At 68.9% G+C, this 18,132-nt stretch carries 15 protein-coding genes; all 15 read left to right on the plus strand.

All coding sequences use genetic code 11. The annotated features are described in order from the left end of the window. The first annotated feature begins 72 nt into the window (after window positions 1–72). The 15 genes from IU449_RS05025 (at window position 73) to IU449_RS05095 (ending at window position 17,999) form a co-directional block, all read left to right on the plus strand. Window positions 73–588 carry a lipocalin family protein gene (locus tag IU449_RS05025; protein WP_195000757.1) on the plus strand — a complete coding sequence of 172 codons (516 nt, stop codon included), beginning with the start codon at window positions 73–75 and terminating at the stop codon, window positions 586–588. Window positions 589–691: 103 nt separating this feature from the next. Further along, window positions 692–1,459 (plus strand): MFS transporter, encoded by a 768-nt coding sequence (locus tag IU449_RS05030; RefSeq protein ID WP_195000758.1) that lies wholly within the window; start codon window positions 692–694, stop codon window positions 1,457–1,459. Window positions 1,460–1,625: 166 nt separating this feature from the next. Then, window positions 1,626–3,776, plus strand: a complete 2,151-nt coding sequence (gene helR / locus IU449_RS05035; protein ID WP_228803710.1) for an RNA polymerase recycling motor ATPase HelR — start codon at window positions 1,626–1,628, stop codon at window positions 3,774–3,776. Window positions 3,777–3,975: 199 nt separating this feature from the next. After that, complete coding sequence (locus IU449_RS05040) at window positions 3,976–4,419, plus strand: Fur family transcriptional regulator (RefSeq protein ID WP_195000760.1); 444 nt, start codon at window positions 3,976–3,978, stop codon at window positions 4,417–4,419. Window positions 4,420–4,458: 39 nt separating this feature from the next. Beyond that, a complete protein-coding gene (katG, locus tag IU449_RS05045) occupies window positions 4,459–6,681 on the plus strand; it encodes a catalase/peroxidase HPI (RefSeq protein ID WP_324188097.1) in 2,223 nt (740 codons plus the stop codon). 164 nt (window positions 6,682–6,845) lie between these two features. Next, window positions 6,846–7,562, plus strand: a complete 717-nt coding sequence (locus IU449_RS05050) for a metal-dependent hydrolase (RefSeq protein WP_195000761.1) — start codon at window positions 6,846–6,848, stop codon at window positions 7,560–7,562. Window positions 7,563–7,890: 328 nt separating this feature from the next. Next, a complete protein-coding gene (locus IU449_RS05055; protein WP_195000762.1) occupies window positions 7,891–8,688 on the plus strand; it encodes a HugZ family protein in 798 nt (265 codons plus the stop codon). Window positions 8,689–8,778: 90 nt separating this feature from the next. Further along, a complete protein-coding gene (locus IU449_RS05060) occupies window positions 8,779–9,651 on the plus strand; it encodes a TIGR03619 family F420-dependent LLM class oxidoreductase (RefSeq protein WP_195000763.1) in 873 nt (290 codons plus the stop codon). A gap of 96 nt (window positions 9,652–9,747) precedes the next feature. Next, complete coding sequence (locus IU449_RS05065; RefSeq protein ID WP_195000764.1) at window positions 9,748–10,551, plus strand: thioesterase family protein; 804 nt, start codon at window positions 9,748–9,750, stop codon at window positions 10,549–10,551. A gap of 98 nt (window positions 10,552–10,649) precedes the next feature. Continuing rightward, window positions 10,650–12,866, plus strand: coding sequence for a glycoside hydrolase family 3 C-terminal domain-containing protein (locus tag IU449_RS05070; RefSeq protein ID WP_195000765.1), 2,217 nt, complete (start codon window positions 10,650–10,652; stop codon window positions 12,864–12,866). 246 nt (window positions 12,867–13,112) lie between these two features. After that, the gene (locus IU449_RS05075; protein ID WP_228804146.1) at window positions 13,113–13,706 is read left to right on the plus strand and encodes a TetR/AcrR family transcriptional regulator; all 594 of its coding nucleotides are present in this window, start codon (window positions 13,113–13,115) and stop codon (window positions 13,704–13,706) included. A gap of 213 nt (window positions 13,707–13,919) precedes the next feature. Then, complete coding sequence (locus IU449_RS05080) at window positions 13,920–15,947, plus strand: hypothetical protein (RefSeq protein WP_416382100.1); 2,028 nt, start codon at window positions 13,920–13,922, stop codon at window positions 15,945–15,947. Next, a complete protein-coding gene (locus tag IU449_RS05085) occupies window positions 15,944–16,243 on the plus strand; it encodes a hypothetical protein (protein WP_195002578.1) in 300 nt (99 codons plus the stop codon). Before IU449_RS05080 ends, IU449_RS05085 begins: the two co-directional genes overlap by 4 nt. Beyond that, window positions 16,240–16,674: a hypothetical protein gene (locus IU449_RS05090; protein WP_195000767.1), complete on the plus strand. Its 435-nt coding sequence runs from the start codon at window positions 16,240–16,242 to the stop codon at window positions 16,672–16,674. The genes IU449_RS05085 and IU449_RS05090 overlap by 4 nt, the downstream gene beginning before the upstream one ends. Next, the gene (locus IU449_RS05095) at window positions 16,671–17,999 is read left to right on the plus strand and encodes a hypothetical protein (RefSeq protein WP_195000768.1); all 1,329 of its coding nucleotides are present in this window, start codon (window positions 16,671–16,673) and stop codon (window positions 17,997–17,999) included. Before IU449_RS05090 ends, IU449_RS05095 begins: the two co-directional genes overlap by 4 nt. The last annotated feature ends 133 nt before the right edge of the window (window positions 18,000–18,132 follow it).

Genomic DNA, 18,132 nt, shown 5'->3' on the forward strand with positions numbered 1-18,132 from the left:
GGGCATGGGAACAGCGGATACGGGTATGGGAACCACTATCGAGTGACCCCGTCGACCTCAGGGAGCCCAGCCATGACCGAGCAGCCCACCGCCGTCCGATCCCTGCCCGAGCTGGATCTCGGCTGGTATCTGGGACTCTGGTACGAGATCGGGCGCCTGCCCCTCACATGGGAAGACGATGACGCCAGCGAGATCACCGCCCAGTACTCACTCGAGGACGACGGGACGATCCGCGTGGACAACCGCTGTTTCGACGGCGACGGCAAGCCGACCAGGTCGGTGGGAAAGGCCACTCCGGTCGAGGGCGAGCCAGCGCAGTTGAAGGTGACGTTCCTGCCCGCGGGCCTGCGCTGGATCCCCTTCACCGAAGGCGACTACTGGGTGCTGAAGATCGACGAGTCCTACGATCACGCGCTCGTCGGCACCCCGGACCGCAAGAACCTGTGGTTACTGGCCCGGCGACCGGTCGTCGACGAGGCGACGAAGGCCGAATTCCTCGACGCGGCGAGACGTCAGGGGTTCGATCTGACCGACTGGATCACGCCCGTGCAGACGGGGCGCCACGTCACCGACGAGGACCTCGCGTAGCCCCTCACCCCCTCGCCACTGGTCCAGCCGGGTCGGGGTGTCGGCGGGATCCGAGCAAGCGCATCTGCCGTGATACAGCAGGCCTCGTGGCTACGCTCGATTCATGAGCCCTCGAATGCGCGTCACCCCACCGCTGGCCTGGGCAACCCTTCTCGCCGCGATCGCTCAGGCGCTCGCGCCGGTAGTCGCCGGCCTCAGCGGAGGCGCCTCTCCCGCCGAATCCACCACCGACCTGTCCATCACCCCGGCCGGATACGCGTTCTCGATCTGGGGTGTCATCTACGCCCTGTCGATCGCCACCACCGCCTGCGTGGTCTGGAAACGCTCCACCGGCACAGACCGCCCCGACCACCTGCTGACCGACCTGCTCGTCGCCTTCCTCGGCGCATCCGCGTGGATCGCGGGCGCGGCGGCCGAAGTCCCGTGGATCACCCCGATCATTCTCACGGTCATGACCATCGCGCTCATCGACGCGGTGCGGCTCACGGCGAGGTCGTGCGACGAGTCCGCGCCGGGCTGGCTCACCGGTCTGGTCCGGGCGACTGTGGGTCTCTACGCGTCGTGGGCGTCGGCCGCGGTGTTCCAGAACTGGGCGGCCGAGATCGGTGGCAGCTTCGGCGACCCGGCGGACCTGTGGTGGCAGCTGGCGATCCTGATCCTGGGCGCGTGCTTCGGCATCGCCATCACCGCCCGCTACGGCGGCACCCTCCCCCTCTACCCCCTCGGCCAGATATGGGCGCTGGTCGGCATTCTGGTCACCGGCTGGGGTGAGACGACCGCCGTGGTGGTGGTGTGCGTGCTCGGCATCGTCGGTGTGATCGTCGCGTGGTGGATCGCGCGCAGCCGAGAGCCACGAGCCCTGCAGGAATGACGCACCGCTTCGTGCCATAAGGGATTTCGTGCGAGGAGGGTGAGAGGCGTCGGACGCTCTCTCCCACTCTCAATCTATAGCGCACCCCGGGTCTTGCGGCAAGACCCGGGGTGTCCCGCAGAATGGTCCGCTCGAGCCATCCACCTGCGGAAACAGAGGTCCCGAATTGCCCGTGTCGTCATCGACCGCCAGCGCGTTCGCTCTCGCCGGCCACCTCACCCACAAAGCCGACCCGGCGCTGATCGAGGTCGACGAACAGCACTTCACCACCATCGCGGCCACCCTCGAACACACCACCGCCGCACTGACCCGGCGGCTCGATGAGATCCGCAAGGCGCCCGCGCATCCGGGCCAGGAAGCCGTCGAGCGGGACGCGGAAGTCCACCGCCTGAACGAACGCCTGCGCTCGCTGCGCCGATTCGGCATCGACCTGTGTATGGGCCACATGGTCGCGCAGGGCTCCTCGGAACCGGTGTACATCGGGCGACTCGGACTGCTCGACGACGCGGGCAACCACCTGCTGGTGGACTGGCGCTCCCCCGCCGCCGAGCCGTTCTTCGGCGCCACCCACGCCGATCCGATGGGTCTGCTGCGGCGCCGCAGATATCGCTGGTCCGGCGGCCGGATCAGCGACTACTGGGACGAGGTGTTCACCCCGGACGGCGGGGAAAGCGCGGCCGCGCTCGACGACCAGTCCGCCTTCATCGCCGAGCTGGGCGCCAACCGCTCGCCGCGGATGCGCGACGTGCTCGGCACCATCCAGGCCGATCAGGACGCCATCATCCGCGCGGGATCGCGTGGCGCTCTGGTCGTCGACGGGGGACCCGGCACCGGCAAGACCGTCGTCGCGCTGCATCGCGCCGCCTACCTGCTCTATTCCGACCCGGCGTTGCGCCACCGCGTACTGTTCGTGGGCCCGCACGAACCGTATCTGGCCTATGTCGCCGATGTCCTGCCCAGCCTCGGCGAGGAGAGCGTGCAGTTGTGCACCCTGCGTGATCTCGTCGCCGAAGGCGAGTCGGCGGTGGTGGAGGACGATCCGGAAGTGGTTCGCCTGAAGTCATCGGCGCGCATGGCCGAGGCAATCGAGGCGGCCGTCGCGTTCTACGAGCAGCCGCCGCACGAGGGCATGGTGGTGGCGACCGACTGGTCCGACATCCCGTTGACCGCCGCGGACTGGACAGAGGCGTTCCAGGCGCCGGAGCCGGGCACCCCGCACAACGAGGCCCGTGAACAGATCCGGGAACTGCTGCTCACGATCCTGGTCGACAGGTACGACGGCGCCGCCACGCCCACGCAACTGCGGAAGTCACTGCGGCGCAACGACGAACTGCACACCGCGCTCGACAACGCGTGGACGTTGATCGAGGCCGCCGACCTGGTCGCGGATCTGTGGTCGGTGCCGGCCTACCTGCGCAGGTGCGCGCCGTGGCTGAGCGCCGAGGAAGTGCGGAAGTTGCAGCGCGCGGAGCCCACGCGGTGGACGACGGCGGATCTGCCGTTGCTGAACATGGCACGGCGCCGGCTCGGTGACCCGCGGGCAGCGATGCGTGCGCGCAGGCACGCCGCGGCGGTGAGTGCCGAGCGCGAGCGCATGTCGAGCGTCATCGATGATCTGATCGCCTCCGACGCCTATGCCGACGGTGAGGGGTTGATGACCCAGCTGCGCCAGCAGGATCTGCGCGAACTGCTGGTCGACGACGCGGCTCTGCCGAGCGTGGAGCCCGACCAGCTCGCCGGGCCCTTCGCCCACATCATCGTGGACGAGGCCCAGGAGCTGACCGACGCCGAATGGCAGATGCTGGTGCAGCGCTGCCCGTCGCGCAGTTTCACCATCGTCGGGGACCGCGCGCAGGCCAGGCACGGGTTCACCGAGTCGTGGCGGGATCGACTCGAGCGGGTCGGCCTCGATCGCGTCGAGATGGCGTCGCTGAGTATCAACTACCGGACGCCCGAAGAGGTGATGGCGGTGGCCGAGCCGGTCATCCGGGCGGCGCTGCCGGACGCGAATGTGCCGACCTCCATTCGCAGCAGCGGTATCCCGGTCGTCCACGGGTCGGTTTCGGAGCTGGGGTCGGTTCTGGACGCCTGGCTCGCCCAGAATGTCGACGGCCTCGCCTGTGTCATCGGCGATCCGACGTTCCAGGCGACCCTGCGCGTGCGGTCGCTGAGTCCGGCGCTGGCCAAGGGGCTCGAGTTCGACTTGGTCGTCTTGGTCGATCCCGAGGCGTTCGGTGCGGGCGTGGCGGGTGCGGTCGATCGGTATGTCGCGATGACTCGCGCGACGCGGCAGCTGGTCGTCCTCACGAGCCTCTGACACATTTTCGGCACGGAACTTGCCGGATCTCCCCTCCGTACCGCCCGCACTGTGGCATGCTCGCTCGCAGTGCGGGCGGTACCTGTTTTCTGGGGTTTTCGCAGGTCGATGCCGTGCAGTCGACCGCAATTCTCGTGTTCACGATCACTTCGGCGAATCCACTGGCGCTCCTAAACTTGAACATGTAAAGTTTCTGACTGTGTCCACAGTTCCCGATTTCGAGCGCATGCTGCGCGACGCAGGCCTGCGGGTCACCGCGCAGCGACTCGCCGTGCTCAGCGTGGTGCACGAGCATCCGCACTCGGAGACGGACGCGATCCTCGGGCGGGTGCGCGACAGCGTCGGAACGGTGTCCCACCAGGCCGTCTACGACGTTCTGCGCGCACTGACCAGCGCCGGTCTGCTGCGCCGCATCCAACCGATGGGCTCGGTCGCCCGGTACGAAACCCGGGTCGGCGACAACCACCACCACCTCGTCTGCCGCGGCTGCGGCGTCATCGTCGACGTCGACTGCGCGGTCGGCGAGGCTCCCTGCCTCGACGCCGCCGACGACCACGGTTTCGTCGTCGACGAGGCCGAGGTCATCTACTGGGGCCACTGCCCCGACTGCTCGAAAGCCCAGCTGTCTGCACCACCGAAGTGAGCAGCCTGCTTACTCGCTTCTCCCCCGAAAGGAAATGCCGTGTCTGTGGAAACTCCGCCCATTGGTGAGGCCAACACCGAACCCGCCGAAGGGGGTTGCCCGGTAGCCGGCCGTCTGCGGCACCCGTTGCAGGGTGGCGGCAACCATGAGTGGTGGCCCAACCAGCTCAACCTGAAGGTGCTGACCAAAAACCCCGTCGAGGGCAACCCGCTCGGCGCGGACTTCGACTACAAGGCCGCCTTCAACGCGCTCGACCTGGCCGCGGTCAAGAGCGACATCGCCGAGATCCTCACCACCTCCCAGGACTGGTGGCCCGCCGACTTCGGCAACTACGGCCCGCTCATGGTTCGCATGGCCTGGCACAGCGCCGGTACCTACCGCATCCACGACGGACGTGGCGGCGCGGGCACCGGCCAGCAGCGCTTCGCTCCGCTCAACAGTTGGCCCGACAACGTCAACCTCGACAAGGCCCGCCGCCTGCTGTGGCCGGTCAAGAAGAAGTACGGCCAGAGCATTTCCTGGGCCGACCTGCTGATCCTGACCGGCAATGTCGCGCTGGAGACCATGGGCTTCACGACCTTCGGTTTCGCGGGCGGCCGCGAGGACGTCTGGGAGCCGGAAGAGGACGTGTACTGGGGTCCGGAAGCCGAATGGCTCGACGACCAGCGCTACAGCGGTGAGCGCGACCTGGAGAACCCGCTCGGCGCGGTCCAGATGGGTCTGATCTACGTCAATCCCGAAGGCCCCAACGGCAATCCGGATCCGATCGCGGCCGCGGTCGACATCAAGGAGACCTTCGGCCGGATGGCCATGGATCACGCCGAGACCGTCGCGCTCATCGCCGGCGGCCACACCTTCGGCAAGACCCACGGCGCCGGTGATGCCAGCCTCGTCGGCGCCGAGCCGGAAGCGGGCGAACTCGAGCAGATGGGCCTGGGCTGGAAGAGCTCGTTCGGCACCGGCAAGGGTCCCGACACGATCAGCAGCGGCCTGGAAGTCACCTGGACCAGCAAGCCCACCCAGTGGAGCAACGACTTCTTCGAGATCCTGTTCGGCTACGAGTGGGAGCTGACCAAGAGCCCGGCGGGCGCGCACCAGTGGGTCGCCAAGGATGCCGAGCCGATCATTCCCAACGCCTTCGACCCGTCGAAGAAGCAGCTGCCCACCATGCTCACGACCGATCTGTCGCTGCGCTTCGATCCCGAGTTCGAGGTCATCTCGCGCCGTTTCAAGGACAACCCGGACGAGTTCGCCGACGCGTTCGCGCGCGCCTGGTTCAAGCTCACCCACCGCGACATGGGCCCGGTCTCCCGCTACCTCGGCCCCGAGGTTCCGTCCGAGCAGCTGCTGTGGCAGGACCCGGTCCCGGCCGTCGACCACGAGCTGGTCGACGCCGCCGACATCGCCGCGCTCAAGACCCAGATCCTGGGCACCGGCCTGTCGGTGCAGCAGTTGGTGAAGACCGCGTGGGCGGCGGCCTCCTCGTTCCGCGGCAGCGACAAGCGCGGTGGCGCCAACGGCGGCCGCATCCGCCTGCAGCCGCAGCTGGGCTGGGAAGTCAACGAGCCCGACGAGCTGGTCCGCGTCATCCGCGCCCTGGAAGGCGTACAGGAGCACTTCAATGCGGCGCAGACCGGAGGCAAGAAGGTCTCCTTCGCCGATCTGGTCGTGCTGGGCGGCGTGGCCGCGGTCGAGCAGGCGGCGAAGAACGCGGGCGTGACGATCGAGGTTCCGTTCACCCCGGGCCGCACCGACGCGACCCAGGAGTGGACCGACACCGAATCCTTCGCCGCGCTCGAGCCGAAGGCCGACGGCTTCCGCAACTACCTCGGCAAGGCCTCGCGCCTGCCCGCCGAGTACCTGCTGGTCGACAAGGCGAACCTGCTGACCCTGACCGCGCCGGAGATGACGGTGCTCGTCGGCGGTCTGCGGGTGCTCGACGCCAACTACCTGAACTCGCCGCTGGGCGTCTTCACCGATACGCCGGGGTCGCTCACCAACGACTTCTTCGTGAACCTGCTCGACCTGAACACCGAGTGGGCGCCGTCGGGCAACGACGACGGCACCTATGTCGGCAAGGCGGCGGGCAGCGGCGAGGTCAAGTGGACCGGCAGCCGCGTCGACCTGCTGTTCGGCTCGAACTCGGTGCTGCGTTCGCTGGCCGAGGTCTACGCGACCGACGATGCCGGGGAGAAGTTCGTTCATGACTTCGTGGCCGCGTGGGACAAGGTCATGAACCTGGACCGGTTCGACATCGCCTGACACAGGTGCCGGGCCCGATCCTCGCACCGGGCCCGGCTCCCTTTCTCGTCTCGACGCGCGGCGCCCCGTGAACCAGCAGGTCCACGGGGCGCCGCGCGTCGTCGCCTCCGCACTGCGGCGGCGGGGACCGCGAGATGATCTTGAAGTGAACTAATCTCGAACTGGTGCTCGGACATTCACACGCGACCAGCGGCGCGTTCGCCTGGTCGGCGGCAGCGGCGACGTTGCCTCTAACGGTCATGACCTTTCCGGAGATGCTGGACACCGACGCCCGCCTCGGGCCCGCGGACGTCCTGCTCGGAGTCTTCCTGACGGCGGGCGCGGCCTTGCTGCCCGACGCCGATCACCCGAAAGGCACCATCTCCCGAGTACTCGGTCCATTGACGCATTACGCGTGCAAGCTCATCTCCATGCTCTCCGGCGGACACCGCCAGGGCACTCACTCCCTGCTGTTCGTGCTCGTGGCCGGGGTGGTCACCTGGGCCGGAATGCTCTACGTCGGACGATGGTTCACCCTCGCCCTGGTGTTCTTCCTGCTCGCGCTGGCAGTGAAAGCACTGCATCTGTGCCCACCCGGCGACAGCATCCGCAGCTGGGGCACGGTGGCGGCGCTCGCGACCGCGGGCACCTTCGCCATGGACCACTGGATCAGCGACAAGCCGGCCTGGCTGCCGTTCTGCGTGGCCTTGGGTTCGCTAACGCATATTCTCGGCGACTGCCTGACCGATCGCGGCTGCCCTCTGCTGTGGCCGATCACATGGCGGACGAGTGTGCCGATCATCGAGCGGACCGGCAACAAGGTCGAAACCTGGGTCATCGCCCCGCTGTTCGGCCTGGGGACGATGACCCTGCTCTGGTACGTGTTCAACGCCAATCCGTGACCACGACCGCTGCCTATCCATGTCGAACTCTCCGACATGGATAGGCAGCGGTAGGCGGGTGCAGCTTCTGCTGGTCGTCGATGCTGTTTGTGAGGTAACTATGGTTCGGTGACTGTTGATATCGAGGAGAGATTTCATAGTTGAATGCGCATATTTCCATAGTCCGATGTCTCGTATCCACCGAGGACTTCGGCGGCGATCTTCGCTTCGAGGCTTGTACACCCGCATCCCCGGATCGAGCGCGCTCTCGCTTCGAGGTCTCCCCCCGGACAGCGCTCGGCTTCGCCCTGGCACCACTCCCCTCCCCTCGGATGGCACGCTGTACGGCATGACTCTCGATCACGGCGACCCCGGTGATGCCCCTTCGGTCCCCCAGCCGACCGCACCGGTGGTGAATCCGGCCAGGCCCTCCCCCGCCGAGGAAGCCAGGACCGTGGTCGCGTCGACGAACATCGCGACGCTGGCCAGCCTCTCGCAGGACGGTGCGCCGTGGGCCTCCTTCGTCACCTACGGCGAACTGAACGGTCAGCCGGTGCTGTGCGTGTCACGGATGGCCGAGCACGGGCGCAATCTGGCCGCCGACGCACGGGCCAGCCTGTCCGTCGTGGCACCGGATGCGCCGTCCGATCCGTTGGCGGGCACCCGGGTGACCCTCGCCGGGGTCGTGCAGCGGCCGGAAGGCGAGGAGGCGGAGCAGGCGCGGGCGGCACACCTGGCGGCGGTGCCCGCGGCCGAGCACTACATCGACTACAGCGATTTCACGCTATGGGTGCTGCGGGTGCGGCGGGTGCGCTGGGTCGGTGGTTACGGGCGGATGGATTCGGCGAGCGCCGAACAGTACGCGGCCGCGCAGCCGGATCGGATCGCGCCGAACGCGGCCCGTGCGGTTGCCCATCTCAACGATGATCACGCTGACGCGCTGGCGGCTATGGCGCGGGTGCTGGGCGGCTATCCGGATGCGACAACGGCGCTGTGCGAGCGGGCGGATCGGTACGGGCTGGATCTGCGGGTGCAGACGCCTCGCGGGGTCGCTCGCACGCGGGTGGGCTACGGGGAGCCGATCGAGGAAATCGGTGAATTGCGTGCCGCGACGGTCGAATTGACGCGGCGGGCGCGCTCGGCCTAGCCGGTCTTGACGCATCGCGGGCCGGATGATTGATTGGGCGGCGAGGTGTGGCCTCGATCACGCCGCCTCGCGAGCAGAAAGGCTGATCTGATGCGATTCACCTACGCGGAGACCATGGTCGACCCGTCGTTCTACGTGCCGCTGGCGCAGGCGGCGGAGGCGGCGGGCTACAGCTCGATGACGATCGCCGACAGCATCGCCTACCCACGCGATTCCGATGCCACCTACCCCTACACCCCCGACGGCAGCCGGGAGTTTCTGGAGGACAAGCCGTTTCCCGAGGCCTTCGTTCTCTCGGCGGCGGTCGCCGCGGCGACCACGACGCTGCGGCTGACGCCGTTCGTGGTGAAGCTGCCGATCCGCCCGCCGGTGCTGGTGGCCAAGCAGGCGGCCTCGGTGGCGGTACTCAGCGGGAATCGACTCGGCCTGGGGGTGGGAATCAGTCCGTGGCCGGACGATTTCGCGATCATGGGTGTGCCGTTCGAGAAGCGGGGGGCGCGGATGGACGAGTGCATCGACATCGTCCGTGGGCTCACGGCAGGCGGGTATTTCGAGTTCCACGGGCAGTTCTTCGACATACCGCCCATCAAGATCGCCCCGGTGCCCAGCGAGCCGATCCCGATTCTCGTCGGCGGGCACAGCAAGGCGGCGCTGCGGCGAGCGGCGCAGCGGGGAGACGGCTGGATGCACGCCGGCGGCGATCCGATGGAGCTGGATCGACTGCTCGACGAACTCGACGCACTGCGCGCGGAGTACGGCACGCGCGAGGATTTCCAGGTGCATGTGATCTCGATGGACGGGTTCACGGTGGACGGGGTGAAGCGACTGGAGGACAAGGGTGTCACCGATGTGATCGTCGGCTTCCGCTATCCGTATACCCGGGAGCCGGACACCGAGAGCCTGGAGACCAAGATCGCGCATCTGTCCCGGTTCGCGGAGAAGGTGATCGCCCGGCTGGGTTGACGGCTCGCCACGCCGGCCGGGCTCGCTGCCAGGCACCACCGGATGCGCGCTCGGGCCGGTGCGCGATGATCATCGTTAGTACCGGAAAGGAAAACGATGACCACCACCGCGCGCTACGCCTTCGACAGCGACACCGCGAGCACCGCGATCGGCGACCACGTCTACGAACTGGAGCTGACCGACCGCTGGAACACCCCTGCGGGCACCGCCAACGGCGGCTATCTACTGGCGGTTTGTCTGCAGGCGTTGCGCGGTGAGGTGCCGCAGCCCGATCTGTTGTCGGTGTCGGCGCATTACCTGCGTCCCGGCACGCCGGGTCCGGCGCGGGTGGTGACCGAGACGGCGCGGATCGGCCGGCGGACCGGGACAGGTGCGGCGACGCTGTTGCGCGACGACAAGGAGATCATCCGGGTGCTGGCCACGTTCACCGATCTGGCGGCGGCCGAGGGGCAGACGATCGAGCTCGGTGTGGCACCGGAGCTGCCTGCCCCGCAGGACTGCGTGGATCCGGTCGCGGGCCGGAACAAGGTCGCCACGACGGGGATCGGTGCGCGGGTCGAGTTCCGGATGCCGGAGTTGCGCGGTTTCTGGGGCGGCGAGCTGGGGCGTGCGACGACCTGGGAGTTCTGGATGCGTTTCACCGATGGTCGCGATGCGGACCCGGTCGCGCTGGCGGCGCTGGTCGATGCCGCTCCCCCGGTCGTCTTCGATCACGGGGTGCGCGGTTCTTCGACGATCGAGTTGACCGCGCATATCCGCAGGCGGCCCGCGCCCGGCTGGCTGGCGTGCCGGGTGACCACCAAGCATCTGGTGAACGGTTTCCACGAGGAGGATTTCGAGCTCTGGGACAGCACGGGCGCCCTGGTGGCCCAGTCCCGGCAGCTGGCCATCGTGCCGTGAGGCAGGCGCGGGGCTCTCGGCCGGGGCCGGACGCGGGCACGGCGGAGCCGGGTGTCGAATGCCGTGGTCAGAGCCTCCGCGTGCCCTAGTGTTGGCCCATGACTGACTCTCCGATCGCGGATCTGTCGACGGCGGACAAGGCGGCACTCGGTAGCGGGGCGGATTTCTGGACCACGAAGTCCGTGGGGGCGATCGAGTCGGTCACGATGACCGATGGTCCGCACGGTGTGCGCAGACAGCTCGTGGCCACCGACCATCTCGGCCTGTCCGAGAGCGTGCCCGCGACGTGTTTCCCGCCCGCGGTGGGGCTGGCGCAGAGCTGGGACGCGGAGTTGGTGCGCCGGGTCGGGGTGGCGCTGGGGCGCGAGGCGAGGGCGGCGGCGGTGGATGTGCTGCTCGGGCCGGGGGTGAACATCAAGCGTGATCCGCGCGGTGGACGGAATTTCGAGTACTACTCCGAGGACCCGCTGCTGACCGGGGTGCTGGGGGCGGCGTGGGTGGGCGGGGTGCAGAGCACCGGGGTGGGGGCGTCGGTGAAGCATTTCGCGGCGAACAATGCCGAGCACGACCGGATGCGGTCGAGTTCGGATGTCGACGCGCGGCCGTTGCGGGAGATCTATCTGCGGGTGTTCGCGCATATCGTGCGAGAGGCGCGGCCGTGGACGGTGATGTGCTCCTACAACCGGATCAACGGGGTGTACACCTGCGAGGACCGGTGGCTGCTGACCGAGGTGTTGCGTGGCGAGTGGGGGTTCGACGGGGTGGTGGTCAGCGACTGGGGGGCGGTCGCCGATCGGGTGCGCGCGGTGCGTGCCGGGTTGGATCTGGAGATGCCCGGCAGTGGAAGTGCCTCGGATGCGCAGGTCGTGGCCGCTGTCGAGACCGGCGAGCTGGATCCGGCGGATCTGGATGCGGCGGCGGGGCGGATGGCGGTGCTGGCCGAGCGGGTGCGGCAGGGCAGGCAGCTCGACATTCCCGAGGTGGATACGGCGGCTCATCACGCGCTGGCCCGAGAGGCGGCGGGGCGATGCGTGGTGTTGCTGAAGAACGATCGTGAGCTGTTGCCGCTGTCGGCGGGCAGCGCGCTGGCGGTGGTGGGTGAGTTCGCCGAGTCGCCGCGCTATCAGGGTGGTGGCAGTTCGCACGTGAACGCGACGCGGCTGGATGTGCCGTTGGAGGAGATCCGCGCTCATGCCGGGCCGGGGTCGGTCACGTATGCGCGCGGTTTCACCACCGACGGGACGGGGGACGCGGATGCGCTGCGGGTCGAGGCGGTGGCGGTGGCTTCCGAGGCGGCGGTGGCGGTGGTGTTTCTGGGGTTGGCGGCCGATCAGGAGTCGGAGGGGTTCGACCGCACCGATATCGAGTTGCCCGCCGATCAGTTGCGGCTGTTGACCGAGGTGGTCCGGGTACAGCCGCGGACGGTGGTGGTGCTCGCGCACGGCGGGATGGTGCGGCTCGCGCCGGTGGCCGCGCAGGCGCAGGCGATTCTGGATGGCGGATTGCTCGGGCAGGCCGGTGGCGGCGGTCTGGCGGATGTGTTGTTCGGGGTGGTGAATCCGTCGGGGCGGCTGGCGGAGACCGCGCCGATGCGCCTGCAGGACACTCCGGCGTTCCTGAACTTCCCCGGCGAGTATTCGCGGGTGCGCTACGGCGAGGGGTTGTTCGTCGGTTACCGGTGGTACGACGCGCGGGAGATGGAGGTGTGTTTCCCGTTCGGGCACGGGTTGTCCTACACCACTTTCGACTACGGCGAGCTGACGGTGCACTCGGACGCGGCGGGCTGTGTGGTGGAGGTGACCGTGACCAATTCCGGGTCGTGGGACGGCCGGGAGGTCGTGCAGGTCTATGCCGGGCTGCCGGGGTCGTCGGTGGTGCGGCCGGTGCGGGTGCTGGCCGGGTTCGCGACCGTGGAGGTGGCGGCGGGGGCGAGTGTGCGGGTGTCGGTGCCCATTCGGCGTGCGGATCTGGCGTATTGGGATCCGCGGCTGGAGCGGTGGGTGGTCGAGGGCGGCGAGTACGAAGTGTCGGTCGGGGCGTCGAGCCGTGACCTGCGGGGTACTGCGCGCGTGGCGGTCACCGGCGACGAGGTGCGGGTGCCGGTGACGTTGGAGTCCACGCTGGGCGAGGCGCTGGCCGATCCGAAGGCGGCCGAAGCGCTGGGCAAGGTCGCGGCGGGGATGGGGGCGATGCTGGGCGGCGGTGATGCTCTCGGTGTCGACATGCTGCGGATGATGGAGTCGATTCCGTTGAGCAGGCTGGCCGATTTCGGGCTGGACGCCGAAGAACTCGGCCGGTTGCTGGCCGAGTCGTGATCCGGTGACACCGGAGAGCCTGCCAGCGGTGACCGGTCCGTCCTGCCGCAACGGCGGGCGCGGCGTGCGACCGGGTCGGCGGTGGTGGGCGGTAGGCTCGCGCCGGTGAAGGCGCATACCGAGGATCCGAGGAGCAGCACCGGCCACAGCGACCGATCCGACAGCGCCCCCTCTGTGCAACCGCGACCCGAAATCGACGGCACCGCAGGGGAATTCCTTGCCGCGGCGGGCGAGACCTGGGCGGATCTGGCCACCCTCGATCCGCGTTCGCGGCGCATCGTCGACGCGGCGCGCGATTGTTTCGCCGAGGTGGGGTTCGAGGAGACCACCATGGTCGGCATCGCCGAACTCGCCGGTGTCGGGGTCGCGACGGTGTACCGGCGGTTCGGCACCAAGTCGGCGCTGGTGCGTTTCGCGTTGATGGCCGAGTCGCAGCGTGTGGGGGTGATCATGGCCGAGGCGGTACACCGGTCGGCGGGGCCGGTGAGCGCGCTGGCGGAGATGTTCGCCGCTTTCGTCGGCGAGGCCCGTTCCCCGCGCCTGTTGACCCGCAGCTTGCGGGTGTCCTCGGCCGCGGGCGAGCTGACCAGCTTCCTCACCGGTGACGAGTTCATCGCCCAGGGGCGCACGCTGGTGGCACGGTTCCTCACGCATTGGCAGCGGCGCGGTGAACTGGGTTACTTCGATACCGAGGTGGTCGCCGAACTGTTCGTGAGGCTGACCATGTCGTTCATCTCGAACCCGCGCGGGGTGCTGCCGCTGGACGACGCCGCGGCGGCGAAGCAGTTCGCCCGCCGTTTCCTGGCGCCGCTGCTGTTCCCGCATCCCGGCAGCCGCTGAGCCGGTCGGCGCGGAGAGCGCGCGGTGCCGGTCGGCGGCGCGAGAATGTGTTGAAGGCGTGTCTACCGGGCAATTCCTCATGCACTGCGCCGGGGGTGGTGTCGGATTCCGGGGCCCGCCGGGTCGGTACCGGCGGACGAGCCGCGCATCGCGGAAAGCTCGCCCGCCTCCGCAGCGTACGCACTACCCTGAGTTACAGATACCGGTTTCCGAATGGGAGGTCGCGTGCCCAGCACCACCGACGAGGCGGTCGAACAACTTCTCGCCCAGGAAGGCGGCGGCGCCGCACTGGACCAGGTCTTCGCCATGACCGCGGCCGCGGGCGTGATCAGCGCGCTGCTGCTGTGGATCGGTTACCTGCACCGCACCCGGCGCATCACCTGGCTGGGATCGGTGGCCGACCGGGTGGGCGAGGGCATGAACCGGCCCGGCTGGGTAGGCCTGCCGTTGGTGCTGTTCCTGCTGACCATCGTCACCGCACTCATCGGCTTCATCTGGGACGTCAGCCTGCACATCGGCAACGGCCGCGACGAGGGGCCGCTGGCGAACCCCGCGCACTACTTCATCCTCGTGGGCCTGTTCTTCTTGTTCACCGCGGGCATGACCGCCATCGTGCTGCCGTTGGACGAGAAGCCCGGGCCGGCGGCCGTGCGGATCACCCGCACCTGGTACGCCCCTGTCGGCGGCATCCTGCTCGCGGCGACCGGCCTGTACGCGCTGATCGGGTTCCCGCTCGACGACCTGTGGCACCGGCTCTTCGGCCAGGACGTCACGCTGTGGGGACCCACTCATCTGATGCTGATCGGCGGTGCGGGACTGTCGCTGGTCGCGGTGCTGCTGCTGGAGTACGAGGGCAGCCGCAACAAGCCCCGTCCCGACGAGCCCGACCCGACGCACGTGCGCGTCCAGCGCGTCTTCGCCTTCGGCGGTCTGCTCATCGGTCTGTCGGTCTTCCAGGTCGAATACGACTTCGGCGTCCAGCAGTTCCCTCTGGTGCTGCAACCGTTGCTCATCACCGCCGCCGCTACCGTCACCCTGGTCGCGGCGCGGATCGTCCTCGGACGCGGGAGCACCCTCGCCGTGGTCGCGTTCGCGGTGGTCGTGCGCGGACTGGTGGCCTACCTCGTCGCCGGACCGGTCATCGATGCCCCGCGCAACGTCTTCCCCCTGTATCTCGGGGCCGCGGTCGTAGTCGAGCTCCTCGCGCTGCTGCCGCTGCACCGCCACCGGATGTGGTGGGGCGCGCTGGCCGGCCTGGGGATCGCCACGGTGGGTGTGTGGATCGAATCGCGGTGGGTCGCGGCGGTCTATCTCAACCCGTGGCCGATGTCGATGTGGCCGCAACTACTCGCCATGGCCGTGCCGACCGGAATTCTCGGCGGTGTCGTCGGCGGGATGCTCGGCACGGTGCTGCGCGGCGAGCGGCTGCCACGCCCCGCCGTACGACGAGCGGTCATGGTGGCCGCGGTCCTGGTCCTCGGCGCCGCCACCGCCAACGGGCTGATCGTCACCGTGCCCGAGAATGCTTCGGCGACGGTCGCTTTGCGCGATACGGCACCGGCGGACGGCGGTCGCATGGTCGTCGCCGACATCCGTCTGCAACCGGCCGACCTGGTCGGCGACGACCCCGAGTGGGTGCAGATCCTGGCCTGGCAGGGTGGTGTCGACGCCGACGACGCGGGCAGCGGACTCGTCGTCGACCAGCTCACCCGTGTCGGCGAGGGCCACTACCTGTCCACCCGCCCGGTCCCCGCGGACGGCTCCTGGAAGACCATCCTGCGCGTGCACGACGGCCGCACCTATACCGCGCTGCCGATCTACATGGCCGCCGATCCCGGTATCGGCGCCGAGGAGACGCCCGCGCTCGCCGAATTCCGGCGTTCGTTCGTTCCCGAGATCACCGTGCTGCAACGCGAACGCTCTTTCGACCACCCGGCCTGGTTGTTCGGCGTGGCCTCGCTGGTGGTGTTGGCGTGCAGCGTGGCGATGGTCTGGGGACTGTCGTGGGGCGCGGCGCGCATCAACGATCGCTACCTCGCCGTTTCGGCGCCTGAGGGACGTGCGCCGGGCGGTATCGCGACGCCCGTGTCCACCCCGGCAGCGGCGTCGACCCCTTCGCCACCAGCGTCGGCGGGCCCGGTCTCCGCCGGCTCCGGGGGAGGCGACGAGGCCGAGCGGCCGGCGGTCGAGCACCCCGGCCCCGGACATCGCGAGACCGGCGGCGAGACGGGCGAGCGGTGACCGCCGACCGCCCCGGGGTCGAACTGCTCGCCGACCACTCGGTACTGCTGGCGATCCCCGCGTTCCTGCCCGCGGTGGCGCTGGTCGCGGTGATCGTGGTCATCGCGGTGCGTGACCGCCGCGCCGAGGCGAGGGAGAACAGCGACACCGCCGATATCACCGACACCGCCGACGACGCCCGCGCACCGAATACCGGGAGTCCGGCCACGACCGGCATCGGCGGGGACACCGACATCGAGGGCGATGCCGATGCCGCGCGCGGTGATGCTCCGCGCGGACGAGAGGAGAACCGATGACCCGCAGGTCCGGCCGTTGCGTACCGGCTCGATCCGCACCGGCGGCGCTCGCCCTCGCCGTACTCGTCACCGCGGTATGTGCGCTCACCGGCTGCGGCTCCGACAGCTCCCGGGGCGAGGGCGCTGCCCTCGTCGACGCCACGGCCACCGATCACGGCGGGAACGCGGTCACCGTCGATATCCGGATCGCGGGCGGTTCGGTCACCCCGGTCAACGCGCGGGCCGAGGCGCACGTCGGCGAACCGGTGACCCTCGTGATCGACAGCGACACCGACGACGAACTGCACATCCACGCCACACCGGAACACACGTTCACGGTGCGGGCGGGCGCGGACCAGCGCTTCACCTTCGCCGTCGACGTCCCCGGACGTGTCGATGTCGAACTGCACCGGGCGAAGGTGACGGTCACGACCATCTACGTGCGCCCTTGACCCTGCTCGCCCACGGCATCGGCGGAGCCGCCGATCTGCCCATCCCGTTCGCCTATGCCGTCGTCGGCGCAGCCTGGGCACTCACGTTCTCCTTCGCCATCCTCGCCTTCGCCTGGCGAGAACCGCGCCTGGACCCGGACTCGCCCGGGATCGCCCTTCCGTCGCCGGTTCGCGCGTTCTGCGACTCCCCCGCCGTGCGCACGATCCTCGCGGCGCTCGGCGTGTCGGTGATGGCATCGGCACTGGCGATCGGGCTGTTCGGGGATCGGGAACCGGCTCGCAATGCCCTGCCCGGCATGGTGTACATCTACCTGTGGGTCGGGGTGATGGTCGCATCGCTGATCGTGGGCCCGGTGTGGAAGATCGTCTCGCCGGTGCGGGCGGTCCATCGGCTGGGTTGCCGGGTCGCCGGGCGCGATCCCGCCGATGGGCTGCTGCCGTATCCGGCCTCCTGGGGGACGCGGCCCGCCGCGCTGGGATTGCTGAGTTTCGTGTGGCTGGAATCGGCCTCTCCGGAACCGGGTTCGGTGATCGCGGTGACGCTGTGGCTGTTCGGCTATGTCGTGGTGGACCTGGCGGGGTTGGTGGTGTTCGGGACGGTGTGGGCCGAGCGCGGCGATCCGCTGGAGGTCTACAGCAGTCTGATGGCACGGCTGAGTCCGCTCGCGCGGCGCGGGTCCGGGACCCTGGTCCTGCGGGCTCCGCTGAACAACCTGGCGGGCGCCCCGGTGGTGGCGGGCATGGTCGCGGTGACGGCGACGCTGCTCGGATCGACCGCGTTCGACAGCCTTTCGGCCTCGGCGGGTTGGCGTGATCTGGTGCTCGATCTCGGCGGCACGTCGGTTCCGGTCCGGACGCTGATCCACACGGCGGGCCTGCTGGCGGTCATCGGCATCGTGGCGGGGGTGTTCACCCTCGCCGCCCGCGCCACCGGTGGCGTGTCCCGCAGCGAGCGCAGGCTGCTACCGATTCGATTGGCGCACAGTCTGATCCCGGTCATCGCCGGTTACGTGGTCGCGCACTACCTGAGCTTTCTGGTGGAGAAGGGACAGGCGACATTGCTCCTGCTGGCCGACCCGTTCGGTCTCGGCTGGTCGCTGCCGGGCCTGAGCAGCCTCGATGTGCAGTACGTGCTGTCGACTCACCCGGCGGCACTCGGGTCGATCAAGGTGGCGGCGGTGCTGACCGGGCACATCCTCGGTGTCGCCGCCGCACACGACCGATGCCTGGAGTTGTTACCCACCCGGCATCGGTTGACCGGTCAGCTCGCATTGATGCTGACGATGGTCGGATTCACCTTCACAGGTCTGTATCTGCTGTTCTGACCCCTTTCCCGATGTCAGGCCGCGTTCAAGCGGTCAGCGACCGGCGAGCGGCACACTCCGACCGCGGCCCACTCGTCAATCAATGCTTGTATCACTGATTGAAACATGTTCTACTTTCGAACCAAGCGAGCAC

Source organism: Nocardia higoensis (assembly GCF_015477835.1).
In the GTDB taxonomy this organism is placed as follows: domain Bacteria; phylum Actinomycetota; class Actinomycetes; order Mycobacteriales; family Mycobacteriaceae; genus Nocardia; species Nocardia higoensis_A.

What these genes read in the sequence shown, in the direction of transcription:
- IU449_RS05030 (WP_195000758.1), top strand. Translation starts at nt 692, where the DNA reads ATGAGCCCTCGAATGCGCGTCACCCCACCGCTGGCCTGGGCAACCCTT.
- IU449_RS05090 (WP_195000767.1), top strand. Translation starts at nt 16,240, where the DNA reads ATGACCCGCAGGTCCGGCCGTTGCGTACCGGCTCGATCCGCACCGGCG.
- IU449_RS05025 (WP_195000757.1), top strand. Translation starts at nt 73, where the DNA reads ATGACCGAGCAGCCCACCGCCGTCCGATCCCTGCCCGAGCTGGATCTC.
- IU449_RS05070 (WP_195000765.1), top strand. Translation starts at nt 10,650, where the DNA reads ATGACTGACTCTCCGATCGCGGATCTGTCGACGGCGGACAAGGCGGCA.
- IU449_RS05080 (WP_416382100.1), top strand. Translation starts at nt 13,920, where the DNA reads ATGGGAGGTCGCGTGCCCAGCACCACCGACGAGGCGGTCGAACAACTT.
- IU449_RS05060 (WP_195000763.1), top strand. Translation starts at nt 8,779, where the DNA reads ATGCGATTCACCTACGCGGAGACCATGGTCGACCCGTCGTTCTACGTG.
- IU449_RS05055 (WP_195000762.1), top strand. Translation starts at nt 7,891, where the DNA reads ATGACTCTCGATCACGGCGACCCCGGTGATGCCCCTTCGGTCCCCCAG.
- IU449_RS05065 (WP_195000764.1), top strand. Translation starts at nt 9,748, where the DNA reads ATGACCACCACCGCGCGCTACGCCTTCGACAGCGACACCGCGAGCACC.